This window comes from Croceicoccus sediminis (assembly GCF_007570835.1).
GTDB classification, from domain to species: domain Bacteria; phylum Pseudomonadota; class Alphaproteobacteria; order Sphingomonadales; family Sphingomonadaceae; genus Croceicoccus; species Croceicoccus sediminis.
This window is the reverse complement of sequence record NZ_SUNC01000001.1, coordinates 1,596,765-1,619,463: the sequence shown is the minus strand read 5'-3', so window position 1 is coordinate 1,619,463 and position 22,699 is coordinate 1,596,765. Positions and strand designations below refer to the sequence as shown.

25 protein-coding genes and 1 tRNA gene are annotated in these 22,699 nt (G+C 64.3%); 9 read left to right on the top strand and 17 right to left on the bottom strand.

From position 1 onward, the window contains the following. Positions 1-95: 95 nt before the first annotated feature. From FAX90_RS07705 to FAX90_RS07690, 4 genes are all read right to left on the bottom strand, one after another. Positions 96-779 (bottom strand): PilZ domain-containing protein, encoded by a 684-nt coding sequence (locus tag FAX90_RS07705; protein WP_144096676.1) that lies wholly within the window; start codon positions 777-779, stop codon positions 96-98. 201 nt (positions 780-980) lie between these two features. Continuing rightward, a tRNA-Leu gene (locus FAX90_RS07700) sits at positions 981-1,065 on the bottom strand. Between the two features lie 113 nt (positions 1,066-1,178). Then, positions 1,179-1,460, bottom strand: a complete 282-nt coding sequence (locus FAX90_RS07695) for an integration host factor subunit beta (RefSeq protein ID WP_144096675.1) — start codon at positions 1,458-1,460, stop codon at positions 1,179-1,181. A gap of 249 nt (positions 1,461-1,709) precedes the next feature. After that, on the bottom strand, positions 1,710-2,066 hold the full coding sequence (locus FAX90_RS07690; protein WP_144096674.1) for a GntR family transcriptional regulator: 357 nt from the start codon (positions 2,064-2,066) through the stop codon (positions 1,710-1,712). A gap of 171 nt (positions 2,067-2,237) precedes the next feature. Here FAX90_RS07690 and FAX90_RS07685 point away from each other — a divergent pair, with 171 nt between their 5' ends. Next, entirely contained in the window at positions 2,238-3,884 is a 1,647-nt protein-coding gene (locus tag FAX90_RS07685; RefSeq protein ID WP_144096673.1) for a peptide MFS transporter, read from the top strand. Positions 3,885-3,967: 83 nt separating this feature from the next. Further along, on the top strand, positions 3,968-4,645 hold the full coding sequence (locus FAX90_RS07680; protein WP_144096672.1) for an NnrU family protein: 678 nt from the start codon (positions 3,968-3,970) through the stop codon (positions 4,643-4,645). Here the strand turns inward: FAX90_RS07680 and FAX90_RS16565 are convergent. The 5 genes from FAX90_RS16565 to FAX90_RS07660 all read right to left on the bottom strand — a co-directional run bounded on the left by FAX90_RS16565 (position 4,642) and on the right by FAX90_RS07660 (position 9,857). Next, positions 4,642-4,806 (bottom strand): hypothetical protein, encoded by a 165-nt coding sequence (locus FAX90_RS16565; protein ID WP_170234895.1) that lies wholly within the window; start codon positions 4,804-4,806, stop codon positions 4,642-4,644. The genes FAX90_RS07680 and FAX90_RS16565 overlap by 4 nt on opposite strands. Positions 4,807-5,049: 243 nt before the next feature. Further along, entirely contained in the window at positions 5,050-6,972 is a 1,923-nt protein-coding gene (dxs, locus tag FAX90_RS07675; RefSeq protein WP_144096671.1) for a 1-deoxy-D-xylulose-5-phosphate synthase, read from the bottom strand. Positions 6,973-7,027: 55 nt separating this feature from the next. Beyond that, positions 7,028-7,516, bottom strand: a complete 489-nt coding sequence (gene msrB / locus FAX90_RS07670) for a peptide-methionine (R)-S-oxide reductase MsrB (protein ID WP_144096670.1) — start codon at positions 7,514-7,516, stop codon at positions 7,028-7,030. 107 nt (positions 7,517-7,623) lie between these two features. Further along, positions 7,624-8,856: an ABC transporter permease gene (locus tag FAX90_RS07665; protein ID WP_144096669.1), complete on the bottom strand. Its 1,233-nt coding sequence runs from the start codon at positions 8,854-8,856 to the stop codon at positions 7,624-7,626. Then, positions 8,853-9,857, bottom strand: coding sequence for an ABC transporter ATP-binding protein (locus FAX90_RS07660; RefSeq protein ID WP_144096912.1), 1,005 nt, complete (start codon positions 9,855-9,857; stop codon positions 8,853-8,855). The genes FAX90_RS07665 and FAX90_RS07660 overlap by 4 nt, the downstream gene beginning before the upstream one ends. A 61-nt stretch (positions 9,858-9,918) precedes the next feature. Between FAX90_RS07660 and queG the strand changes: the two genes are divergently transcribed. Then, complete coding sequence (queG, locus tag FAX90_RS07655; RefSeq protein ID WP_144096668.1) at positions 9,919-11,022, top strand: tRNA epoxyqueuosine(34) reductase QueG; 1,104 nt, start codon at positions 9,919-9,921, stop codon at positions 11,020-11,022. Here the strand turns inward: queG and FAX90_RS07650 are convergent. The 8 genes from FAX90_RS07650 to FAX90_RS07620 all read right to left on the bottom strand — a co-directional run bounded on the left by FAX90_RS07650 (position 11,000) and on the right by FAX90_RS07620 (position 18,667). Beyond that, positions 11,000-12,232: an NAD(P)/FAD-dependent oxidoreductase gene (locus FAX90_RS07650; protein ID WP_144096667.1), complete on the bottom strand. Its 1,233-nt coding sequence runs from the start codon at positions 12,230-12,232 to the stop codon at positions 11,000-11,002. The two genes, queG and FAX90_RS07650, sit on opposite strands and share 23 nt — an antisense overlap. A gap of 94 nt (positions 12,233-12,326) precedes the next feature. Next, positions 12,327-13,325, bottom strand: coding sequence for an LLM class flavin-dependent oxidoreductase (locus FAX90_RS07645; protein WP_144096666.1), 999 nt, complete (start codon positions 13,323-13,325; stop codon positions 12,327-12,329). Beyond that, the gene (locus tag FAX90_RS07640; protein ID WP_144096665.1) at positions 13,322-14,098 is read right to left on the bottom strand and encodes an alpha/beta hydrolase; all 777 of its coding nucleotides are present in this window, start codon (positions 14,096-14,098) and stop codon (positions 13,322-13,324) included. The genes FAX90_RS07645 and FAX90_RS07640 overlap by 4 nt, the downstream gene beginning before the upstream one ends. A 50-nt stretch (positions 14,099-14,148) precedes the next feature. Beyond that, positions 14,149-15,387, bottom strand: coding sequence for a dicarboxylate/amino acid:cation symporter (locus FAX90_RS07635; protein WP_144096664.1), 1,239 nt, complete (start codon positions 15,385-15,387; stop codon positions 14,149-14,151). Positions 15,388-15,490: 103 nt separating this feature from the next. Then, positions 15,491-16,618, bottom strand: a complete 1,128-nt coding sequence (gene dapE, locus FAX90_RS07630) for a succinyl-diaminopimelate desuccinylase (RefSeq protein ID WP_144096663.1) — start codon at positions 16,616-16,618, stop codon at positions 15,491-15,493. Between the two features lie 71 nt (positions 16,619-16,689). Then, on the bottom strand, positions 16,690-16,827 hold the full coding sequence (locus FAX90_RS16560) for a hypothetical protein (RefSeq protein WP_170234894.1): 138 nt from the start codon (positions 16,825-16,827) through the stop codon (positions 16,690-16,692). Between the two features lie 65 nt (positions 16,828-16,892). After that, complete coding sequence (locus tag FAX90_RS07625) at positions 16,893-18,038, bottom strand: M14 family metallopeptidase (RefSeq protein WP_144096662.1); 1,146 nt, start codon at positions 18,036-18,038, stop codon at positions 16,893-16,895. A 20-nt stretch (positions 18,039-18,058) separates the two neighbouring features. Beyond that, entirely contained in the window at positions 18,059-18,667 is a 609-nt protein-coding gene (locus FAX90_RS07620; RefSeq protein WP_240704768.1) for a DUF4136 domain-containing protein, read from the bottom strand. A gap of 228 nt (positions 18,668-18,895) precedes the next feature. On the opposite strand from FAX90_RS07620, the gene galE reads away from it, so the two are divergent. The 6 genes from galE (at position 18,896) to FAX90_RS07590 (ending at position 22,694) form a co-directional block, all read left to right on the top strand. Beyond that, the gene (gene galE / locus FAX90_RS07615; RefSeq protein WP_420810959.1) at positions 18,896-19,912 is read left to right on the top strand and encodes a UDP-glucose 4-epimerase GalE; all 1,017 of its coding nucleotides are present in this window, start codon (positions 18,896-18,898) and stop codon (positions 19,910-19,912) included. A gap of 112 nt (positions 19,913-20,024) precedes the next feature. After that, positions 20,025-20,150, top strand: coding sequence for a type B 50S ribosomal protein L36 (ykgO, locus tag FAX90_RS07610; protein WP_066763420.1), 126 nt, complete (start codon positions 20,025-20,027; stop codon positions 20,148-20,150). 209 nt (positions 20,151-20,359) lie between these two features. Then, complete coding sequence (locus FAX90_RS07605; RefSeq protein ID WP_144096660.1) at positions 20,360-20,968, top strand: HAD family hydrolase; 609 nt, start codon at positions 20,360-20,362, stop codon at positions 20,966-20,968. Positions 20,969-21,008: 40 nt separating this feature from the next. After that, the gene (locus FAX90_RS07600) at positions 21,009-21,569 is read left to right on the top strand and encodes a (2Fe-2S)-binding protein (RefSeq protein WP_144096659.1); all 561 of its coding nucleotides are present in this window, start codon (positions 21,009-21,011) and stop codon (positions 21,567-21,569) included. Beyond that, complete coding sequence (gene arsC, locus FAX90_RS07595) at positions 21,566-21,910, top strand: arsenate reductase (glutaredoxin) (protein WP_144096658.1); 345 nt, start codon at positions 21,566-21,568, stop codon at positions 21,908-21,910. The genes FAX90_RS07600 and arsC overlap by 4 nt, the downstream gene beginning before the upstream one ends. Positions 21,911-22,010: 100 nt before the next feature. Next, positions 22,011-22,694, top strand: a complete 684-nt coding sequence (locus tag FAX90_RS07590) for a class I SAM-dependent methyltransferase (protein ID WP_144096657.1) — start codon at positions 22,011-22,013, stop codon at positions 22,692-22,694. Positions 22,695-22,699 lie beyond the last annotated feature (5 nt).

Below are 22,699 nucleotides of genomic sequence, written 5' to 3'. Positions count from 1 at the left end.
ATTCGTGCAGGAAAATGGCTAAGAGGACGTTAACGCGGTGCTCTCGCGGCCTCTTTTTGCGGATTTTCGAACGCGCGGTGGGTGGGCCGCGCCGATCAGGCCGCGATGTCGTCGGGGCGGGGGCCGGTGCCGGCGGTCTTTTGCCTTTCCTGTCGCCATTCACGCGAAAGCGCCTGCAGGTCGCCTGCCACCGCGGCGATCTGGCCGAACTGGAAGGTTTCGACGAAGGCGAGACCATAGGCAGGATGCTGACGCCAGCGGACCTTGGCATAGACTTCGCCAAGACAGGGGATTTCGATCCGGACCTGCTGATCCATCGAGAACATCTTGTCGCTGCTGATCTGCGCCCCTTCGTGCGAGAGGTCGCGGATCACCACGTCGACCCGGCCGCCCAGCGACTTCACGGCGGAGGGAAGCTCCACCGCGATGCGGATGGCGCGCTTTCGAAACGGGCCATGTTCGCCGATCAGGGACATGAGGTCGTTGTGCTTGGCAAAGGACAGGCCGGCCTGGTCGTCCTTGACCCAGATGGCGCTGACTTCGAAACGGTCCCCGTCGCCGAATTCGAGGTGAAAGCCGCTGGCCCCTTCCTCGATCGGGGCGCCATAGAGCTTCACGCGAAGGGCGCTGCCGGAAATATCGCGCAGGACGCAGGGGTATTCGGCATCGGGAAAGACCAGTTTTGCCGTGCGGATGATCGGAATGCGTTCGGGATTGCGGCTCGCCTGATCACCACCGGCGGGGTGGCCGTCGAAATGCGAGGGACTGAGGTCGTTCACGCTGCCCGATCTTCCTTTCGCGCCGCCCACGGTTTCTGAGGGGATCCGAACCGGCGCTGCTTACGGGTCCCTGATACCCGGAAAGATGCAACCAATTCGTTAAGTTAGCGTGCGGCGGCGGCAGGGCGTACTTGCGTAGTTTTCGCGTATCTCCAGTGGGATACGTTAACGCACGAGGCGTGTCCGACGGATGCGGGAAGGTGGTGCGGACGGCGGGACTCGAACCCGCACGATCAAGGATCAGGGGATTTTAAGTCCCCGGCGTCTACCATTCCGCCACGTCCGCACTCGGCGCAGCGTTAGGGGCCGCAAAGGCGGCATGCAATGGCGAGAAATCGGCAGGTTGTGAAATTCCTGTCCGGCGCGGAGACGCCGCCAGACGAAATCGCCGCGTTCGGATCAGTCCGAATTCAGGCGGTCGCGCATGTCCTTGCCGGCCTTGAAATAGGGCACACGCTTGCCGGGAACCTCGACCGTTTCGCCCGTGCGCGGGTTGCGGCCCGTGCGCGCGGCGCGTTCACGGGTCGAGAAGGCACCGAAGCCGCGAAGTTCCACCCGGCCGCCACTGGCCAGCCGTTCGGCGATCGTGTCGAAGAAACAGGTGACCACGGCCTCGACCTCTTCCGGTCGAAGTTCGGGATTTTCCTGTGCCAACGCTTCGATGAGTTCCGATCTGATCATTTTTACCCCGCCTGTCGAAGAGATCGCGACCCCCTTGCGACAGATACCGCCAAGGACGACGGTAACATTGCCAAAACCCGCAGCGCCCCTTTGCCGCGGGGAGTCAGAGACCGTGGAGCCGGAAAATGAACATCCGTTACCCCACAACCACTTGGCGCAAGTGTGCCATCGCGGCGGGGAACGCGCAATATCTATTAAAATTGATAATATTCCGGGACAGTTTTGTGTCCGGGCGGGCGGGCCGGAATGTCAGGACCCGGCCATCAGCATGTCGAGATCGAGATCGAGCAGCCGGATCCGCTCAGCAACGGCGGGCCATTCCTCCGTCAGGAACTGGTCACGCTCTGCCTTGAGCAGGCGCGAGCGCGCGCCGGGAACCACCGCGATACCGATACCCCTGCGCACTTCGAGCAGGCCGTCGTCCTGGAACTGCTGATAGGCCTTGGCCACGGTAAGCGGGTTGGCCCCCTGTTCGGCGGCGAAGGCGCGGACCGATGGCAGCAGTTCGCCTTCCCGATAACTTCCGTCGATGATCGCGGCGGCGATCAGGTCCCGCAATCGCAGGTAAACGGGGCGCGTGGCCTGGGTTCCGGTGGGGCGTGGCATAGGTGGTCTAGTGCCATAATACAGCGTGTCGGGTCAAGCTTGCGGCACGGTCGTATTCCGGTCGGGCAAGATGGTCTCAATTGCAACAAAACCCTTCACAATGCGGCAAAGCGCTTTAAGGCTCTGCACCACGAAACGAGACAATGAAGATACCGGGGAAGACGAGCTGACATGAAGGACATCACCCTTTGGACCGAGGGCGACTGGATCGCGGCCATCGCCGCCGTCGCCCTGTTTGCCGTGCTCGCCGTCGGCGGCGTCATCTCCATGCGCAAGAGCGAGGAGGTCATCGGCCATCCCCGCGGGCTCTTCGTGCTGTTCTATGCAGAGATGTGGGAGCGGTTCTCCTTCTACGGCATGCGTGCCCTGCTGATCCTGTATCTCACGAAATTCTGGCTGTTTTCAGATGGTAAGGCCAGCCTGATCTATGGTGCCTATGGCAGCCTAGTCTACATCACGCCCGTGCTGGGCGGCTATCTGGCCGACCGCTGGCTGGGCCAGCGCAAGGCGGTCCTGTTCGGCGGGGCGGTTCTGGCGCTGGGTCACTTGGCCATGGCCTATGAAGGCATGCAGGGCGTGACCGACGCGGCGGTGAAGCAGGCCGATTTCGCGATCAACGTGTTCTGGCTGGCGCTGGCGCTGATCATCGTTGGCTCGGGCTTTCTGAAGGCCAACATCTCCGTCATCGTCGGCCAGCTCTACAAGCGGACCGACACGCGCCGCGATGCGGCCTACACGATCTTCTACATGGGCGTGAACGTCGGTGCGGCGCTGGGCACGATTCTCGTCGGCTACCTGGGTGAAACGATCGGCTGGTCGTGGGGCTTTGGCCTTGCGGGTATTGGCATGGTGCTGGGCCTCATCATCTTCGTCCTCGGCAAGCCCGCGCTGAAGGGGCAGGGCGAGCCGCCCAAGCCGCTGGCCAAGCGCGTCGAAACCACGCTCTACGTCGTGGGTGCTGCATCGGTCGCGGTGATCTGGTTCCTGATCCAGTACCAGGACGTCATTCAGGGCCTTCTGATCGTGTGCGGCATCGTGATGCTGACCTACACGCTGTACGAGGCGTTCAAGCTGCCCAAGCAGCCGCGCGAACGCATTTTCGCGATCCTGTTCCTGATCGCATTGAACCCGGTGTTCTGGGGCCTGTTCGAACAGGCCGGCGGTTCGCTGAACCTCTACACCGACAAGTTCGTCGACAAGGGCGGGGTGCCGACCTCGCTGTTCCAGTCGATCAACCCGATCTACATCGTCATCTTTGCCCCGCTGTTCGCAGCGCTGTGGCAGTTCCTGGGCAAGCGGGGGCTCGAACCTTCGGCCCCGGCCAAGTTCGCCCTTGCCCTGTTTCAGGTCGGCGCGGGCTTTCTCGTCTTCGTCTGGGGTGCGGGCACCGGCGATCCGGCGGTGATGACGGGCGTCGTGTTCGTCTTCCTGATCTACCTGCTGCACACCACGGGCGAGCTTTGCCTTTCGCCCGTGGGTCTTTCGGCCATGACGCGCCTTGCCCCGCTGCATCTGGGCAGCTTCATCATGGGCGCGTGGTTCTACATGACCGCGGTCGGCAGCTTCGTCGCGGGCAAGATCGGTGAAGCGACCGGCGGCGAATCGGGCGAGATGAGCAAGGAGCTCACGCTGTCGATCTATAACGAGATCGGTTGGTGGACGATTGGCATAGGCGGCATCGTCCTGCTGCTGAGCCCCATCGTGAAGAAGTGGATGCACCTCGACACTTTGGGCGATCACGAGGCGCACGAGGAACTGGCAGGCGATGCCGAACTGGGCGAGCCGCAGGCGGCGGGCATCCATCCCGAACGAAAATAACGCGGGTCCGGTGGGCGGGGTCTTGCGCGCCGCCCCCTTGTCGCTAGCCTGCCGCGACGTGCCATCAACGTCGGGAGGCAGCGATGCCCTTGGGACTTTCCGCACTGGTTTCCGCCGCCGTCCTTTTCGTCGGTACGCATTTCATCCTCTCTCATCCGGCCCGCGCGCCTCTGGTCGCAAAGCTGGGTGAGAAGGGCTTTCTCGCTCTCTACTCGCTGGTCGCGCTGATCACGCTTGGCGGGATGGGCCATGCGTTCGGCAAGGCGCCGCGCGGGCCGTGGCTGTTCGAACCGATGAGCGATTGGGCATGGATCGTCGCCAGCGTGCTGACTATCGCCGCGCTCGTCCTCCTCGTCGGCAGCTTTCGCGGCAATCCGGCGCTGCCGGGAGCGGAAGGGACAGCGGCGGGCAAGGAGCCAGCAGGCGTGTTCCGCGTCACGCGCCACCCGATGATGTGGGGCATCGCGATCTGGGGCGCGGCGCATATCCTCGTCATGCCCGATGCGCGGACGTTCGTTTTCATGGGCGCCTTTATCGTCCTCGCGCTGGTCGGCGCGGCGTTTCAGGACAAGAAGAAGGAACGGCTCGACCCGGCATGGCCCGAGTGGGAGGCGAAGACGAGTTACTGGCCCAGATTGTCCGGATTAACGGCGGCGAGCGTGGTCACGTGGCTTGTCGCGGTTGCGCTCTGGCTGGCGATCACGTTCGCACACATGCCGCTGGGCGGAATTCCGGCGGGTGTCTGGCGCTGGCTGGGTTAGCGCGGCCGCATGTTCAGCCAGCGACCGTAGTTTCGGATCGTGACCGGCCAACCTTCGGGCCAGTCGGGCAAATCGCTCTCATCGAACCCGTGGTGGCGCGCAAAGTCGCGCGGCCAGTCCAATGACCAGTCATCCTCGTCGATCGGGAGGTCGCGAACCAAATCATCGTCGGGATGAGGCGTGAGATCCGGCGCCAGGTAGAATAACGCCGTTTCCCAGGGAAAATGCCGCTGCAGCTTCAGAGCAGTCTGGTGCCATCATCGCCATGAACCCCGCGCGCGAAGGATTGGGACGACGCGCCCTTGTCGCGGCGATCTTTCGTCGGGTGTTCCGGTATGCGATGGCAAACCAGATAGACAGACCGCCGACAACGAAACCGGTCGGCAGCAGCCAGTCCGGCATGGTCAGGCCCGCGCTTCCTCCACGCCCGCGCTATTGTGGCGCAAAGCTTTCAGAACCGTATCAACGATCTGAGGGGCGTTGAGGCCAGCCTCGTCATATTGTTTCTCGGGCGCGTCATGGTCCTGGAACATGTCGGGCAGGCGCATGGTGCGGATCTTGAGGCCCGCATCCAGCAATCCGTCATCGCTCGCCATCGTCAGGATGTGCGCGCCCAGACCACCGATGGAGCCTTCCTCGATCGTCACGACGACTTCGTGGCTGGCGGCCAGCTTGCGGATCAGGTCTTCGTCCAGCGGCTTCGCGAAACGCATGTCGGCGACCGTCGTCGACAGGCCCTTCGCCTCAAGCTGGTCGGCGGCCTTCAACGCCTCTGCAAGGCGGGTGCCGAGCGAAAGGATCGCGACCTTCGTGCCTTCGCGCACCACGCGGCCCTTGCCGATTTCCAGCTGCTCCGGAACCTCGGGCAAGTCGATGCCGATGCCCGCGCCGCGCGGATAGCGGAACGCGATGGGCCCGCTGTCGTGGCACGCGGCGGTATAAGTCATGTGGACCAGTTCTGCCTCGTCCGCTGCGGCCATCACGACGAAGTTGGGCAGCGTTGCAAGATACGTCACATCGAACGAACCGGCGTGCGTCGCGCCGTCCGCGCCGACCAGACCGGCGCGGTCGATCGCGAAGCGGACGGGAAGGTTCTGGATCGCGACGTCATGGACGACCTGGTCGAAGGCGCGCTGCAGGAACGTGGAATAGATCGCGGCGAAAGGCCGCATTCCCTGTGCTGCAAGCCCGGCCGCGAAAGTCACTGCGTGCTGTTCGGCGATGCCGACGTCGAATGAACGTTCGGGGTGCGCCTTGGCAAAACGGTCAACGCCCGTCCCGCTCGGCATGGCGGCGGTGATGGCGCAGATGCGGTCATCGGTTTCGGCCAGCTTTGCCAGCGTGTCGCCGAAGACATTCTGATAGTTCGGCGGTCCGCCGCTGCTCTTGCTTTGCTTGCCGGTGACGACGTCGAACTTGGCAACGCCGTGATACTTGTCTGCCGATTCCTCGGCCGGGGCATAGCCCTTGCCCTTGGTCGTCACGACATGGATCAGGCACGGCCCTTCGGCGGCATCGCGCACGTTTTCCAGCACGGGCACCAGCGCGTCGAGATCATGCCCGTCGATAGGGCCGACGTAGTAGAAGCCCAGTTCCTCGAACAGGGTGCCGCCCATGGCCATGCCGCGGGCGAATTCGTCGGTCTTGCGCGCGGCATTGTGCAGCGGGCGCGGCAGCTTGCGGGCAAATTTCTTGGCCAGTTCGCGCAGGCCCAGGAACTGGCCGCTGGACACCAGCCGCGCGAGATAGGACGAAAGCCCGCCGACCGGCGGTGCGATCGACATGTCGTTGTCGTTCAGAATGACGACAAGCCGGTTGCCGGCCTGTTCGGCATTGTTCATCGCCTCGTAGGCCATCCCCGCGCTCATCGCGCCGTCGCCGATCACGGCAATGCCCTTGCCCGGTTTTCCGGTCAGCTTGTTGGCGATGGCAAAGCCCAGCGCCGCACTGATCGAGGTGGACGAGTGCGCGGTGCCGAAGGGGTCGTACTCGCTCTCGGTCCGCTTGGTGAAGCCCGACAGGCCGCCGCCCTGGCGCAGGGTGCGGATACGGTCGCGCCGCCCGGTCAGGATCTTGTGCGGATAGGCCTGGTGGCCGACGTCCCAGACCAGCCGGTCTTCCGGTGTGTTGAAGACGTAGTGGAGGGCCGTCGTCAATTCCACGACGCCCAGACCGGACCCGAGATGCCCGCCCGTCTGTCCGACGGCAGAGATCATTTCGGAACGCAGTTCATCGGCAAGCTGGCGCAAGTCCTCGCGCGTCAGCTTCCGCAGGTCGTCAGGCGTGTTGACGGTATCGAGCAGGGGGGTGGCCGGTTCGGCAGTCATGGGGCTGTCTTAGCCAGATAGAACGCGTCTGTCGAACCCAAGAATGACGCTTTCGTCATGCCGGTTTGAAGTCGAGCGCGACGCCGTTCATGCAATAGCGCTTGCCCGTGGGTTTCGGCCCGTCGTTGAAGACGTGGCCCAGGTGCCCGCCGCAGTTGGAGCAAAGCACTTCGATGCGCGGATAGCCCAGCTTGTAGTCCTTGTCCGTGTCGATCGCGCCCTTGAGCGGGGCATAGAACGAAGGCCAACCGGTGCCCGAATCGTACTTGGTCGCGGACGAGAAAAGTGCATGTCCGCAACCGGCGCAAACGAACTTGCCCTTGCGCTTTTCATCGTTGAGCGGGCTGGAATAGGCACGTTCGGTCCCGGCCTGGCGCAGGATGCGGAATTCTTCGCGGCTCAACCGCTTGCGCCATTCGTCTTCGGACAATTGCAGCGGATAAGTGCGCGCCTCTGCCGGGCGCGATCCGCAAGCGCCGATGATCGGCGTGATGGCGCTTGCGCACAAGAGGGCGAGTGTATTGCGTCGCGTGAGTAGTCCCATACGTTCCGTCCTACCGCGCCGCCGCTTAGGCGGGGATGAACGATATACGCTCGACAAGGGCAACCGGTTTCACAAGAATCCGGTTTCAGGCCGGTTTCAGGCCGGTTTCAGGCCGGTTTGCGCTTGCCCCGGATGCGTTGCAGCAGGCTTTTCTTCGCGGGCGCAGGCCCCGATTTCATCACCGTCTTGCGGAACAGGGTCGACCCGCCCTTGATGATGAGAGCGACGCAGAACGCCTGCCACAGGATCGCGAGGAAATGCGGCCACAGCGTCGCGTCCACCGCCGATCTCGCCAGCATGATGTAAGGCGACGACAGGGGGAAGATGATGGCGACCCACTCGATCGGCTCTCCCTGCGCGCCAAGTGCGTAGCTGGCGAAAAAGAACACGATCAGCTGCAGCATCGTCGCCGGCATCGAAAGCGTCTGAACTTCGCGCACCGTTGCGGCAAGACCGCCGATGGTGAGGAACAGCGAGCCCAGCAAAAGGTAGGCAAACGAGAAATAGATCAGCCCGAACAGCAGGAACAACGGCCAGCCCACGGCAGGGGCCGCGAATGTCGGTAGCGCTGCGCCGACGATGGCAATCGGCGACAGGAACACGCCCCAGACCGCAAGGCCGGTCAGGCTGACCCCCAGCATCGCGATCAGCTTGCCATAGAACACCGCATCCATGGGAACGGCAGCGGCCAGCACCTCGATGATCTTGTTGGCCTTTTCCTCGACCATGTTCGACATGACCATCCCGGCCAGCAGCATGGTGAGCAGGAACAGCAGCGTTTGCGACGCCTGTGCCGTGCGGATGCGTTTGCGCGCGATATCGGCCTTGGCGGTGATCGTGCGTTCCATGTTCACGACCGGCAGCGCGCCGGTATCGCCGCGCATCGCCTCTGCCGCGATCAGGGTGACGGGGCCTTCCCAACGGTCGATCTGGCCGCCCGCACCCGTCAGTTTGGGATTTTTCAGCGGACCGCTCAGGATCGCGACGATCGGGCTTCCGTCCTTGACGCGATCGAGCAGCGACCGGGTCATTACGTTCTCGCCCGGCTTCAGGCGCAGGACCACGACGACTTCGGGCGTGTTCGGCACCGTTTTCGCCAGCCGGTCACGCGCCGCGACGAAGGCGTCGACGTCTTCGGCCTGCATGGCAATGCCCAGCTTGGGGTTCTGTAACTGGCCGCTGACGCTGGCACCGATGCCGCCCGCCATGGCGACGACGAAGATCGGGAACAGCGGGCCCAGAAGGAAGAATATGAACGAGCGGCTGAACAGGATCGCGCTGTAATCGCGCCGCGCGATGACGAAGATGGAGCGCCAGAAGCGCGAGGTCCGGCTGGTCATTTGACGTCTCCCTCGCTCGTCCCCTGTTCAAGCGCGCGGGCCGCAGCCTCGCCCGCGATGGCGACGAAGGCATCGTGCAGCCCGGCCCGTTCGATGGACAGAGCCTCGATCCCGGCGCCCCCTTCGATGAGGGCGGTCAGCAGCGGCTCGACCTCTCCGGTCAGGCTGAAATCGAACAGCGCGCCGCCCGACGACTTGACCTGCGGTTCCGCATCGGCGGGCAGGGCGCTGCGCCACGGGCCGTCAACGTTGCGTGTTTCCAGGTGAACCTGCGGCGGCAGGCGATCCCTTGCCGTCGAGACGAGCCCTTCGAACGGCACTTTGCCGCCCGCGATGATGGCGATCCGTTCGCACAGGCGTTCGGCATGGGCGAGGACGTGGGTAGAGAAGATCACCGTCGTCCCGTCGGTCGCAAGGCCGCGAATCAGTTTTTCGAGGCGGCCCTGGCTGATCGCGTCGAGGCCCGAAAACGGTTCGTCCAGCACGACGAGATCGGGCTTGTGCACCAGCGTGGACAGCAGTTGCACCGTCTGGGCCTGCCCTTTCGACATCTGGCGAATCTGGCGGTCGGCGATATGGCCGAAGCCGTAGTCTTCCATCAGCTTGCGCCCGCGTTCGCGCCCTTCTGCCCGCGGCAATCCGCGCAGCGATCCGACAAAGGCGATGGCGTCCACCGCCTTCATCGCGGGATAGAGGCCGCGTTCTTCGGGCAGATAGCCGATTCGGTGCGCGATGGCGTGCGGGTTGTCGCTGCCCAGTACCTGCCGGGTTCCGCTATCGGGGTCGATGATACCCAGCAGCATGCGCAGCGTCGTGGTCTTGCCCGCGCCGTTGGGCCCAAGAATTCCGTAGATCGTGCCCGCAGGGACCGATATGTCCACCCCGTCCACCGCAATGGTGCCGTCGAAACGCTTCACGAGATCGCGCGCTTCTATCGCGAGAGTGCCGCTGTCTGCTTGCACTGCGCGGTCGAATTCCGCCTTGTCGGGGCTTTTGGTCATATCCATCCGTTTCTACAATCGCCCCATGCGCCGCCATACTGCAAGATAGAGTTAACGCCGAATGCGAGAAATCCGGCCCGATGACCTGACCGACCTGCGCCGCCGACTGCTCGAACGGGCGGGCGAGGAAGGTTTCGTCGCGGCCGGAATCGCCGATGCCGGGACCGATCCTGCGCGTGCGGTTCGGCTGGATCAATGGCTGGACGAAGGCCGTCACGGATCGATGCAGTGGATGGAGGACCGCAAAGACCAGCGCGCCGCGCCGCAGGTCTTGTGGGAGGAGGCGCAGCGGGTGATCGCGCTGGGCATGAGCTATGCGCCCGCAACCGATCCGTTGTCGCTGGCGGACGAGGGCGGGGTGGGCCGCATTTCGGTCTATGCGCAGGGGCGCGACTATCACGATGTCGTCAAAAAGGCGCTGAAGCGGCTGGCCCGCTGGCTGGTGGAAGAGGCGCGCAAGATGGGCGTCGATGCGGGGGTCAAGGTTTTCGTCGATACCGCGCCGGTTATGGAAAAACCGCTGGGCGCGGCGGCGGGCATCGGCTGGCAGGGCAAGCATTCCAACCTTGTCAGCCGAAGCCAAGGTTCGTGGCTGTTCCTTGGCGCGATCTACACGACGTTGCCGCTGGAGGTGGACGATCCGCACGCCGACCGTTGCGGTTCCTGCACCCGCTGTCTCGATGCCTGTCCGACCGATGCCTTTCCAAGCCCGCGCGTGGTCGATGCGCGGCGGTGCATTTCGTACCTTACCATCGAACACAAGGGCCCGATCCCGCACGAATTCCGCGAGGCGATGGGCAACCGGATCTATGGCTGCGACGATTGCCTTGCCGTCTGTCCGTGGAACAGCTTTGCGGCTCAGGCGGCGGCGAACAAAGCGTTCCTGCCGCGCGCGGAACTGGCCGCGCCGCGCCTTGCCGAGCTGCTGGCGCTCGACGATGCGGGCTTCCGCTCGCTTTTCTCCGGCTCTCCGATCAAGCGAATCGGGCGCGACCGGTTCGTGCGCAACTGCCTGATCGCGGCGGGCAACAGCGGGGATTCGAACCTGCGCGCCCCGGTCGGGGCCCTGTTGCAGGACCCCGACGGAACCGTTGCCGAAGCGGCGGAGTGGGCTTTCGCCCGGCTTCAGGCCCCAGCGGGCGTCAGGCCGAAGCCATCTCCTTGAGCGCCAGCGTATCGTCGGCCAGCACGTCGCGGTCGATCACGGCCTGACTCTCGACCAGCTTCTTGCCCTGGACGTAGTCCTTGACCTTGTTCACGCAGTCGAGCGCGATGATCCGACCTTCCTTGAGATAGATGATCGAGAAACTGCGATCGTCGGGATTGCCGCGCAGCACGGTGTCGTCGTGCCCGATCGACAGGCCCACGGTCTGAAGCTTCAGGTCATACTGGTTGGACCAGAACCACGGCGTCGACTGATAGGGCTGTTTGTCGCCCGCGATCTTCATCGCGACCGTCTTGGCCATGTCGTTGGCGTTCTGCACCGATTCGAGGCGGATGACCGCGCCGTCGGCATAGCCGTTGGCGTGGGCCGCACAGTCGCCGATCGCATAGACGTCGTCGAGCGAGGTACGGCAATATTCGTCAACGTCGACGCCGTTCGCACCAGAAGCGCCCGCAACGATCAGCGGACCGATGCTGGGCACGATGCCGATGCCGACGATCACCATGTCGGCAGCGACGATGCTGCCGTCGGCCAGCTTTACGCCGGTGACTTTTTCACCGTCGCCCTCGATGCAATCGACCCCGGTTTCAAGGCGCAGGTCGACGCCGTGTTCGCGGTGTTCCTTTTCGTAGAAGCGCGAAAGCTCCTCTCCGGCGACGCGCGCCAGGACGCGGTCGAGCATTTCGAGCAGAACGACTTCGACGCCCAGCTTGCGCAGGACGGCCGCGGCCTCAAGCCCGATGTAGCCGCCACCGACGATCACGGCCTTTTTCGCGCCCGCATCGATTTCGGCCATCATCCGGTCGACGTCGGCGCGGGTGCGAACGGAGTGAACGCCCTTCAGGTCCGCGCCCGAACAGGACAGGCGGCGCGCATCGCCGCCGGCGGCCCAGATGAGGTTGGTGTAGCTGATCTCGTCACCGCCGGTCAGCGTCGCGACCTTGCCCATCGGTTCGACGGCGATCACTTCGGTGCCAAGCCGCAGGGCGACGTCCTTGTCCGCCCAGAACTGCGGCGGGCGGATATAAAGGCGCTCGAACTCCTTTTCGCGCGCGAGATATTCCTTGGAGAGCGGGGGACGCTCGTACGGGGGTTCCTTTTCGCGGCCCACCATGACGATGCTGCCCTCGAAGCCCTGCTGGCGGAGCGCGACTGCAGCCGCGGCGCCGCCATGACCTGCACCCACGATGAGTACGTCGGCGTGTTCCATATCATCTCCCTTGATCCGGACCCCACGCGCTATAGGCGTGGGGCGAGCGGTTCAAGTCACAAAACCGCGCGCTGCCGAATTTGGCCGGAGAAGATCAATTGGCGGCAGCAATGCTGGCCGACATCGCATCCATCGCCAGTTCCAGCGAATATCGCCGGGCTGCGGGATCAAAAGTTGACCCCGACAGCACGATCTCGTCGGCGCCGGTACGGGCGGCAAGATCGGTCAGCGTTTCGCGCACGTCCTCGCGCGTGCCGATGGCGCTGACCCGGCGAAGGCCGCGAAGCCCGGCCAGAAGCTGCGGCGGCAGGCTTTCGCGATATCCGGGGACCGGCGGGGGCAGTTTGCCCGGTGTGCCGGTGCGCAGCGCGACGAAGGACTGGTCCATCGACGATGCGATCAGTTCGGCCTCTTCGCGCGTGTCCGCGGCAAAGCAGTTCGCCGCGACCATGACATGCGGCTTTTCGCAGTCTTCGGACGGCCGGAAATTTTCGCGGTAAAGCGCCAACGCCTCGTCCAGCGCGGCCGGTGCGAAGTGCGAGGCAAAGGCGTAGGGCAGGCCCAGCAGGGCGGCAAGCTGCGCGCCGAACAGGCTGGAACCCAGGATCCACATCTCGACATTCGCGCCCTGGCCCGGAACGGCGGGCAGCGGCATGCGGCCATCGCCCGAAAGCAGCGCACGCAGTTCGGTCACGTCCTGCGGAAAGCGTTCAGCGGCCGAATGCAGATCCTTGCGCAGCATCTGGCCGATCCGCGAATCCGCACCCGGCGCGCGGCCAAGGCCCAGGTCGATCCGGCCGGGGAACAGCGCGTCCAGCGTGCCGAACTGTTCGGCGATGACCAGCGGGCTGTGGTTGGGTAGCATGATGCCGCCCGAACCGATGCGGATCTTCGACGTCGCGCTGCCGACATGGGCAAGGCACACGGAAACCGCCGAACTGGCGATGCCGGGCATGCCGTGGTGTTCGGCCATCCAGAAACGGTGACAGGCAAGATCTTCGGCCAGTTTCGCATAGGCCGCCGTATCGGCCAGTGCGCGCGTCGCCGTCCCACCTTCGGGGATCGAGACGAAATCGAGTACCGAGAGCTTCATGCCGAAACCTCCGCGATGGTGGATAGAAGAAGCGCGATGTCTCCCTCACGCGACAGGCGGTGATCGCCGTCCTTGATGATCTGCAGGCGCACGTCCTGCGCCGCCAGCGCATCGGCGATCTTCAGCGACAGTTCCCACGGCACGTCGGGGTCGCGCTGCCCCTGAAGCACGCGCACCGGGCAGTTCACGGCTATTCCGCGTGACAGCATCCGGTGACGGGCGGAATCGGTATAGAACGCGGGGTGATAGGGCGTGGGTTCGGGGCCGTAGATGTTGTCCTCGAACCAGATCTCGCCTTTTTCCAGCGTCGCCTTCTGCTCTGCCGAATAGCCCCAGTCGGTGAAATCGGGCGCGGGCGCGATGCCGACCAGCGCCGCCAGCGCCGCCGGCCCGGCGCGCTCGCAAAGCGCCTCTGCCACCAGGAACATCAGCCATCCGCCCATGGAGGACCCGACGATGACGACGGGATCGTCTGCCGTGCCCGCGCCGACATGCTCGATCAGTGACAGCACTTCGTCACGCCAACGGGTCAGCGTGCCGTTGGCGAAGTCGCCCTCGCTCTCGCCGCAGCCGGAGTAGTCGAGCAACAGGCAGGCCTGACCCCGTGCCATCGCGTCGGCCATCGCGGCAGTCGCCTTGCCGCCCGCCATGTCGGACATATACCCCGGCAGGAACACGATCAGCGGTCCCGTGCCCGGCGCATGGCGATAGGCCAGCGACAGCCCGTCGCTCGATTTGAAACGCTGGATGGCGGGAAGTTCAGGCTCGTTCATGCCCGCCTATCTAGGAAGATCGGGCGCGATTTGAACCGCTACGCCATCGATCAGACGTCGTCGTGGCTGACCAGTTCCGCGCGGTCGAGTTCGTCGAGCGAGGCGGCAACCGCCGTTGCGACGGTCGAATCGCTGGTCACGTTGGTCACTGTGCGCATCATGTCCATCAACCGGTCCACGCCCGCCACGAAGGCGATCGTTTCCAGCGGCACGCCGACGGTACCGAAGACCAAGGTCATCATGATGAGCCCCGTGCCCGGAATGCCCGCCGCGCCGATGGAGCCCAGCGTGGCCGTGATCGCGACCATCAGGTAGTCGACCATGTCGAGCTGCACCCCGAAGATCTGTGCGCCGAACACGGTGGCAAGGCCAAGGTACATCGCCGTGCCGTCCATGTTGATCGTCGCGCCCAGCGATGCGGTAAAGCTGGAAACCGACGGGCTGACGCCGATGTTGCGCTGCAGGCAGCGCAGCGTGACGGGCAGGGTCGCGCTGGACGATGCGGTGGAATAGGCCACCGCCATCGCGTCGATCATGCCGCGGAAGAAATCGCCGACCGGCACTTTGGCAAAGAACTTGAGAATGCCGACGTAGACCACGCCGATCAGGATCAGGCAGCCCGCGTAATTGAGCGCAACCAGCTTGGCGAGCGCGAACAGCGCATCGACCCCGAAGCTGCCCGCGACCCACGCCATCAGCGCAAAGACGCCGAAGGGGGTCAGTTCCATGACCAGGATCGTGATCTTCTGCATGACGATGGAGCCTGCATCGAAAATGCGGGTCAGCGGCTGGCCTTCTTCCTTCGCCATCAGGATGCCGATGCCGATCAGCAGCGCAAAGACGATCAACGGCAGGACATTGGCGTCGGCCATGACCTGGACCGGGCTTTGCGGGACGATCGACAGGATCATCTCGCGCCAGCCTTCGGACTTCGGTTCGGGAATGTTGCCCATTTCGATCCGGCTCTGGTCCAGCCCCACGCCGGGCATGAACAGGGTGCCGAGCAGCAGGCCGAGCCATACCGCGATCTGGCTGGTGACGAGGAAGAAGAGCAGCGCCCGCCCGCCGACCGAGCCGAGTTTCTTCAGGTTGCCGATCGAAGTCACGCCGGACACGAGGCTGAAGAAGATCAGCGGTACGACCAGCATTTTGATCGAGGCAATGAAGAAGTCGCCGATCCACTTGATCGCCACTGCCTCCGGCCCCCAGAACAGCCCCAGCGCAACGCCGAGGATGAGCGCGCCGATGACGCGTTGCCACAGGGGAATCGAAAACCAGAAACGAAGCATTTCGGGGGCCCTTCGCGCAGAGGTGACGAAGCGCAGGTTGTGCCCGCACCGGGCCCGACCTGCAAGGGTGGCCGGGGCGAGTGCCCTCAGCCCCGAACGGGGATCAGGCCAGCGCGGCCTTTGCCACGCGGGCGTAGATGCGGGTCAGCACGTCGAGATCGACCACGGCCACGGCCTCGTCACGCTTGTGCATCGTTGCGTTGTTGAGGCCGAATTCGATCACCGGGCACACGTTCTTCAGGAAACGGGCATCGGAGGTGCCGCCGCCGGTCGACAGTTCGGGTTCCACCCCGGTCTCGGCGCGGATCGCATCGGCCAGCATGTCGGAGAACCGGCCCGGCGCGGTCAGGAATGGTTCGCCGCTGATGACGGGACGCGCCCAGCCGCCATGGCTTTCGGCAATGGCGATCACCTTTTCCGAAAGGCTGGCGCCCGAATGCAGGTCGTTGAAGCGGATGGAGATCCGCGCCTCCGCCTTGGCGGGGATCACGTTGTGCGCGGGATTGCCGATGGCCATCTCGGTAATTTCCAGGTTCGACGGTTGGAACCAGTCGGTCCCTTCGTCGAGCACGAGGGCATCGAGTTCGGCCAGCATGGCGACCAGTTTCGGAGCCGGATTGTCGGCAAGGTGCGGATAGGCGACGTGCCCCTGCACCCCATCGACGCCGAGGAAGATGTTCACCGAACCGCGCCGCCCGATCTTCATCATGTCGCCCAGCCGGTTCACGCTGGTCGGTTCGCCGACAAGGCACAGGTCCGGCACGATATCGCGTGTCGCCATGTGATCCATCAGCGCCAGCGTGCCGTGGCGGGCCGGGCCTTCTTCGTCCCCGGTGATGATGAAGCTGATCGTGCCGGCCTCTGCCGGAATGTCGGCAAGGGCCGCGACCATGCAGGCGATCGAACCCTTCATGTCGACCGCGCCGCGCCCGTAAAGAAGGTCGCCGCGGATTTCGGGTTCGAAGGCATCGCTGGTCCACCCTTCGCCCGGCGGGACGACGTCAAGGTGCCCGGCAAAGGCGAAATGGCGCGAACCTTCCGGGCCGTTGCGCGTCGCCAGCAGGTTTTCGACGGGGCCGTCGGGCGCTTCGCCATCGATGGTGCGCAGGACTTCGAAGCCCAGCGGCGTCAGCATCGCTTCCATCGCATCGAAAACGCTGCCGGTGGCAGGTGTTACACTGGGACAGGCGATCAGGCGCTGAGCCAGCGCAAGCGGGGATGCATCGGACATGCGCAGCGGTTAGCGCAAGGCGCGCGCCAAGGGAACTACCGAGGTAGCCGGTGCCGAAATGTCGGAAAAGTTCAGAAGGGCAGGAACGGACCGGCCATGATCACGGCGACGGCGGAGCCGGCCACGATCACGAAGCGTACGGTGTTCGTCGCCACGTCACCACCGTGGTGGAGCGGGTAGGAAACAGCGCGGGCGATTCTCTTTGCCATGGGTCCAATATGGACCCGATTTCCTACCAAATCCTTAATGCGTGTTATCGGCTGCTACCCAGGCGTTAACGCGGGTCCTTGCCGTCAAGCCAGTCGGCGATGGAGGCGAGGCACGAACGGCCCAAGGCTTGTGATCGCTCCGGGCTCCAAGCGCGCGCCGCATCGGGCGCATCGTCATGATCCTTGAACGGCATTTCCAGCGTCATCGCCGTTGCGCCGAAGCGATGGGCGACCTGGTTGGTCGACATCGACAGGTTGCCTTTGCCCGGCGCGGCGGTGGGATAGCCCTTCTCACGCTGGAAATCCGGGGTTTCGGCGTTCAGCAGCGCGAGAAAGCGGTCATAGCTGTCGAGCTGTGTGACTTTCACGTCGGGAATGCCTTCGAACCCGGCGATGAAGACGTGGGGGATCGCCTCGTCCCCGTGGACGTCCATGGCGAAATCCACGCCGGTCGCATCCATCGCGTTGCGGATCGCCAGCACTTCGGGCGATCCTTCCGCGCTGGGTTCGTGCCATTCGCGGTTGAGGTTCACGCCCGCTGCATTGGTGCGCAGGTGACCGCGCCGTGACCCGTCGGGGTTACAGTTTGGCACGACATGGACGGTCGCCGCCTTGCACAGCCGCTGCGTCAGGTCGTCCGATCCGTCGGCCAGAACGTCCAGCGCGCCTTCCATCCACCATTCGGCCATCGATTCGCCCGGATGCTGCCGTGCGTAGAGCCACACCTGTTTTTCGCCCGAACCGAATGTCAGGCAATCGATGGGCTGTCCGTCGAGGCTGTGACCCAGGACCGAGTGGCTGGCCCCCTCTGCCTGTGCGGCGCGGGTGACGAGGTCGTGGTGACGCTCCATCGAATAGGGCGCGAAATAGGCGAACCATGCCACGTCGCCGACCGGACGGTGCCGGATCGTCAAAGTGCCATCCCGCTCCTGCGCATCGAAAGAAGTCGCCGCGCGGCGCCAGTCGGCGCGGTCTTCGGACACGCGCGCGTCGTATCCGGGCCAGCCGCCGGGATAGGCGCTCTTGTTCAGGCCCGTGATCTTCAGCACCAGTTCGCGGCCGCGCACGCCAGATGCGCGGAAGTGGAACCACTGGTAGAAATCGCTCTCGCGGTCCTTGCGGATGGCAAGGATCGCCTCGGCATGGTCGATACCAAGGATTTCAATATTGCCGCTGTCGAAAGCGGCGTCGATGCGGATCGGGTCGGCCACGCGTTGAACCTGCTGCTTGCCTATTGTTTCACTTCGATGGTTTCGCCCGACTCGCCGGGAAAGTCCACGAAGAGTGCTTCGGCAAGGTGTGCGGCGGCAAGCTGCGTTTCGGCAAGCGGCGCACCGGCCTTCACCGCGAACTGCGCGCGGCCTTCCCAAAGCGGCTCTCCGGTCAAGCGCTGCCGGATGACAACGGCCAATTCGGTCATGACCTCGTCCTTGGGCCTGCCTGACAGGTCGATGCCGACACCCACGCCAACGCCGGAACCGTAGCTTCCGGTCGATCCGCCGACCCCGACGCTGACCGGGCCGCCTTCGCGCACGGGCGACATGATGGCACGGCGGATGCGGACTTCGGCGACTTGCGAACCTTCGCCGGCGGGCACTTCGTTATAGCCCAGCCTTGCCAGTTCGCGGCCCACGGCGGCGCGATAAGTGCCCAGTTCCAGCGAATCTGCTTCCATGCCCGGTGCGGCCTCTACCGCGATGGACCCGCGGCCCAGCAGGGCGACCTTGTCCTCGGCGTGGAAGCGCGTGACCTCCACCGGGCCGGTGGAGGTCACGCATGCGCCCAGCGTCATCAACGGCACGAGGCAAGCCGCGCCAAGGATCGCTTTCCTGTTCAGCATCATATCGTCTCCCGAAAGGCGTAGGCAGTGGGCGCAAGGCGCTCAATTACCGACAAAACTTGGGGTTTCTCCCCCTGAATCGCAAGAGGCACGGACAAAGCGGGCAATTCAGGCTCCACGCTTCCGGCAGCGATCATACCAAAGAGTTCGCCTGACAGGTCTTACCATGACAGGGTCTAGGCGTTATCCGGGCAGAATACAGGGTTGCATCAAGGGGTCGTAATCGACGTGACTATACCGGTACTTGTGACGGGCGGGGCAGGATATATCGGCAGCCACGCGGTGCTCGCGCTGGTCGATCGCGGTTGGGACGTGGCGGTCATCGACAACCTGTCGACCGGGTTCGAATGGGCCATCCCCGATGGCGTCCCGCTCTATCAAGGCGATATTGCCGATACCGAACTGCTCAGCCGGATCTTCGCCGAACGCGGCATGGGCGGGGGCAGGGGGGCGATCCTGCACTTTGCCGGATCGATCATCGTGCCCGAATCGGTCGAAAACCCGCTTAAGTATTACGAGAACAACACCGCCAAGAGCCGGACGCTGATGGAAGCGGCGGTGAACGCGGGGGTGGGGCACTTCATCTTCTCCTCCACCGCGACCGTCTATGGTGAGCCGGAGTGCAAGCCGCTGACCGAGGACGATCCGCTCGTCCCGGTAAACCCCTATGGCATGAGCAAGCTGATGACCGAGCGCATCCTTGCCGATGTCAGCCGGGCCCATCCGATGAACCACTGCGTCCTAAGGTATTTCAACGTCGCGGGCGCCGATCCGCGGACGCGGTCGGGGCAATCGACGCAAGGGGCGACACACCTCATCAAGGTCGCGGTCGAAGCGGCGCTGGGCAAGCGGCACGGGGTCGCGGTGTTTGGCGACGATTACGCCACGCCCGACGGTACGGGGGTGCGCGACTACATCCACGTGTCCGACCTTGCCGAGGCGCACGTCCTGGCGCTGGAGGCGCTGATCGAACAGCCAGAGCGCAGCCTGACGATGAACGTGGGCTATGGCCGGGGTTTCTCGGTGCTCGAAGTGCTCGACGCGGTAGACACGGTCGTCGGCCAGCCTGTGCCCCGCCGGATGGAGCCGCGCCGCGCCGGGGACGTGCCCAGCCTGGTATCGGACAACAGCCGGATCCTGGCCACCGTGCCGTGGCAGCCGAAACACGCCGATCTGGCCGAGATCATCGGCCACGCGCTGGCCTGGGAAAAGAAATTGACCGGGATTCGCGCCGCGGAAGGGTGAATCGCTTGACTCAGGTTGTGCCTCACCGTAACGGGCCAGCCTTGATTTTACAGGGATGCGCCCCATCTGGCGGCGGCGGCCCGAAACCCCTTTAGCCGACGGATTTAGACAGATGAAGATTCGCAACAGCCTCAAGTCGCTCAAGAACCGCCACCGCGACAACCGCGTGATCCGCCGTCGCGGCCGGACTTACGTCATCAACAAGACCAACCGCCGCTTCAAGGCGCGCCAGGGCTGATCGCGGCGTCTTTCGCTCCCGGGAGGGCTGCGGAAGGCACCGTTTTGAACGTTCCGGTGCTCACGACCGAAAAGGTCGCTGCGCGCCGGGGCTCGAACCGGCACCATCCTCGCTCCACCCGGAACCGAAATACATCACAATCACTTAGGTGATGATACGCCGTCCGTTCGGGCGGCGTTTTCGCGTTTGCAAGGCGGGAGTTTGCGCAGATGATCGATACCGTCGTTTTCGACGTGGGCCGCGTGCTCTATCGCTGGGACTTTCGATATCTGTACCGCAAGCTGATCGCCGATGCGGACGAACTGGAATGGTTCGTGTCGAATGTCGTCACTGAAAAGTGGCACTTCGAACACGACGCAGGCCGCGACCTTGGCGAGATGGTGGCGGAGCGCAAGCTGGCCTTTCCCGATCACGCGCACCTGATCGAGGCCTATGCAACCCGGTTCGAGGAAAGCATCCCCGGCCCCGTTCCCGGTTCGATCGAACTGGTCGAACGGCTGGACGATGCGGGCGTACCGCTGTTTGCCATCACCAATTTTGCCGCCGGGTTCTGGGAGGAATTCCGCTCCACCAGGCCGGTATTCGGCCGCTTCCGCGACATCGTCGTGTCCGGCGTCGAAAAACTTGCAAAGCCCGATCCGGCGATCTTCCAGCTGGCCGAAGAGCGGTTCGGCAATAAGCCTGAGACCTCGCTGTTCATCGACGACAACCCTGACAACGTGAAGGCGGCAGAGGCGCTGGGCTGGCAGGTCCACCATTTCGACGGGGCCGACGCGCTGCAGGCGGATCTGGTGCAGCGGGGATTGCTGTCCGCGTGATCTTCCGCGCGGGCCGAACACACGCTAACAGGGCGGCGCGATGACCCGTCTGACCGTCAACGACCGCCCGGTACACTTCCTCATGGACGGGGACACCCCGCTTTTGTGGGCGCTGCGCGATGCGGCGAACCTTACGGGGGCGAAATACGGCTGCGGCAACGGCGATTGCGGCGCGTGCACCGTCATTATCGACGGGCAGGCGATCCGGTCATGCCTTGTCACCTTGGAAGAGGTCGAAGGGCGTTACGTCACCACGATCGAGGCATTGTCGGGCGACCGGTCGCACCCCTTGCAACAGGCGATGGTCGCCGAAGGCGCGATCCAGTGCGGTTTCTGCACCCCTGGGTTCGTCATGGCGGGGGCGGCGCTGCTGGCGCAGAATCCGCGCGCCGGGCGTGAAGACATCGCCAGCGCCATTCCCAACATCTGCGCCTGCGGTGCGGGCCCGCGCATCTTGCGCGCCATCGAACGCGCGGGCCGGGCCATCCGCAGCCGCGAACGGCTGGACGCATTGCCCGTTCCGGGGATCGATCCGGCAAAAGCATCGCAGGACGTGCCCGCCATCGCGGCGCCCCTGCCACCAGAGGAGAGCGAAGAATGAAGGCCACCATCTGGCACAACCCCAAGTGCGGCACGTCGCGCAAGACGCTGGCGATCCTGGAAGAAACGCCGGGCGTCGAGGTCGAGGTGATCGAATATCTCAAGACCCCGCCGAGCGCCGACAAGCTGGCCCAGCTCTACAAGGATGCGGGAATCACTCCGCAAGAGGGCCTGCGCACGCGCGGCACCGATGCGGTTGAACGCGGCCTTCCCGACGCCGACGACGCGACCGTCCTGGCCGCGATGGAGGCCGAACCGATCCTGATCGAACGTCCGCTGGTGGAAACGGACAAGGGCGTGCGCCTGTGCCGTCCGCAGGAAAAGGTCCACGAAATCCTCTGAGCGGTACCTTGTCGGACAAGTCCCGCAGCGCCCTTGCAATGCCGCGGTCAATTTGCGACGCCAAGGCTAGACAGGGACAATCAAGAGGTTGCTGACCTAAATGACGGGTACGGATCTGGCGCAGGGCACTGCCGCGCCGAAAGCGAAACGCGGCCTTGCTGCCAAGCTGGGCCCGTGGGGCGTGTTCTTTCGCGGGTTCGTCGAACATCCGGTCATGGTCGGCTCGATCATCCCGTCCTCACGCTTTACCATCGACAAGATGCTTGGCCCCGTCGACTGGGACCGCTGCCGCCTGTTCGTCGAATATGGGCCCGGCGTCGGCACGTTCTGTCAGCCGGTGCTGAACAAGCTGCGCCCCGATGGCGCGCTGATCGTGATCGACACCAACCCGCTCTATATCGACTACCTTAAGCGCACGATCACCGATCCGCGCTTTACCGCCGTGCTTGGCTCTGCCGCCGATGTCGAAAAGATCGTGCGCGACCACGGGCATGACGGGGCGGACTACGTGCTGTCAGGCCTGCCGTTTTCCACCCTGCCCGAAGGGGTCGGACCGGCGATCGTCGATGGCACTTATGACATCCTGCGCGAAGGCGGGGCGTTTCTCGTATATCAGTTCTCGGCCAAGGCGCGCGATTTCATGGCGCGCCGGTTCAAGCGGATTTCTTGCGGATTCGAACCGCTGAACGTCCTGCCCTGCCGCCTGTTCTGGGGTTGGAAGGATGCAGAGCCGCTCGTCGCCCAGGCCGAAGTGGAACCAGCCAAAGTCGCCGCTGTCGGCTGACCCCG

What these genes read in the sequence shown, in the direction of transcription:
- FAX90_RS07695 (WP_144096675.1), bottom strand. Translation starts at nt 1,460, where the DNA reads ATGATCAGATCGGAACTCATCGAAGCGTTGGCACAGGAAAATCCCGAA.
- FAX90_RS07690 (WP_144096674.1), bottom strand. Translation starts at nt 2,066, where the DNA reads ATGCCACGCCCCACCGGAACCCAGGCCACGCGCCCCGTTTACCTGCGA.
- FAX90_RS07685 (WP_144096673.1), top strand. Translation starts at nt 2,238, where the DNA reads ATGAAGGACATCACCCTTTGGACCGAGGGCGACTGGATCGCGGCCATC.
- FAX90_RS07680 (WP_144096672.1), top strand. Translation starts at nt 3,968, where the DNA reads ATGCCCTTGGGACTTTCCGCACTGGTTTCCGCCGCCGTCCTTTTCGTC.
- dxs (WP_144096671.1), bottom strand. Translation starts at nt 6,972, where the DNA reads ATGACTGCCGAACCGGCCACCCCCCTGCTCGATACCGTCAACACGCCT.
- msrB (WP_144096670.1), bottom strand. Translation starts at nt 7,516, where the DNA reads ATGGGACTACTCACGCGACGCAATACACTCGCCCTCTTGTGCGCAAGC.
- FAX90_RS07665 (WP_144096669.1), bottom strand. Translation starts at nt 8,856, where the DNA reads ATGACCAGCCGGACCTCGCGCTTCTGGCGCTCCATCTTCGTCATCGCG.
- FAX90_RS07660 (WP_144096912.1), bottom strand. Translation starts at nt 9,857, where the DNA reads ATGACCAAAAGCCCCGACAAGGCGGAATTCGACCGCGCAGTGCAAGCA.
- queG (WP_144096668.1), top strand. Translation starts at nt 9,919, where the DNA reads ATGCGAGAAATCCGGCCCGATGACCTGACCGACCTGCGCCGCCGACTG.
- FAX90_RS07650 (WP_144096667.1), bottom strand. Translation starts at nt 12,232, where the DNA reads ATGGAACACGCCGACGTACTCATCGTGGGTGCAGGTCATGGCGGCGCC.
- FAX90_RS07645 (WP_144096666.1), bottom strand. Translation starts at nt 13,325, where the DNA reads ATGAAGCTCTCGGTACTCGATTTCGTCTCGATCCCCGAAGGTGGGACG.
- FAX90_RS07640 (WP_144096665.1), bottom strand. Translation starts at nt 14,098, where the DNA reads ATGAACGAGCCTGAACTTCCCGCCATCCAGCGTTTCAAATCGAGCGAC.
- FAX90_RS07635 (WP_144096664.1), bottom strand. Translation starts at nt 15,387, where the DNA reads ATGCTTCGTTTCTGGTTTTCGATTCCCCTGTGGCAACGCGTCATCGGC.
- dapE (WP_144096663.1), bottom strand. Translation starts at nt 16,618, where the DNA reads ATGTCCGATGCATCCCCGCTTGCGCTGGCTCAGCGCCTGATCGCCTGT.
- FAX90_RS16560 (WP_170234894.1), bottom strand. Translation starts at nt 16,827, where the DNA reads ATGGCAAAGAGAATCGCCCGCGCTGTTTCCTACCCGCTCCACCACGGT.
- FAX90_RS07620 (WP_240704768.1), bottom strand. Translation starts at nt 18,667, where the DNA reads ATGCTGAACAGGAAAGCGATCCTTGGCGCGGCTTGCCTCGTGCCGTTG.
- ykgO (WP_066763420.1), top strand. Translation starts at nt 20,025, where the DNA reads ATGAAGATTCGCAACAGCCTCAAGTCGCTCAAGAACCGCCACCGCGAC.
- FAX90_RS07605 (WP_144096660.1), top strand. Translation starts at nt 20,360, where the DNA reads ATGATCGATACCGTCGTTTTCGACGTGGGCCGCGTGCTCTATCGCTGG.
- FAX90_RS07600 (WP_144096659.1), top strand. Translation starts at nt 21,009, where the DNA reads ATGACCCGTCTGACCGTCAACGACCGCCCGGTACACTTCCTCATGGAC.
- arsC (WP_144096658.1), top strand. Translation starts at nt 21,566, where the DNA reads ATGAAGGCCACCATCTGGCACAACCCCAAGTGCGGCACGTCGCGCAAG.
- FAX90_RS07590 (WP_144096657.1), top strand. Translation starts at nt 22,011, where the DNA reads ATGACGGGTACGGATCTGGCGCAGGGCACTGCCGCGCCGAAAGCGAAA.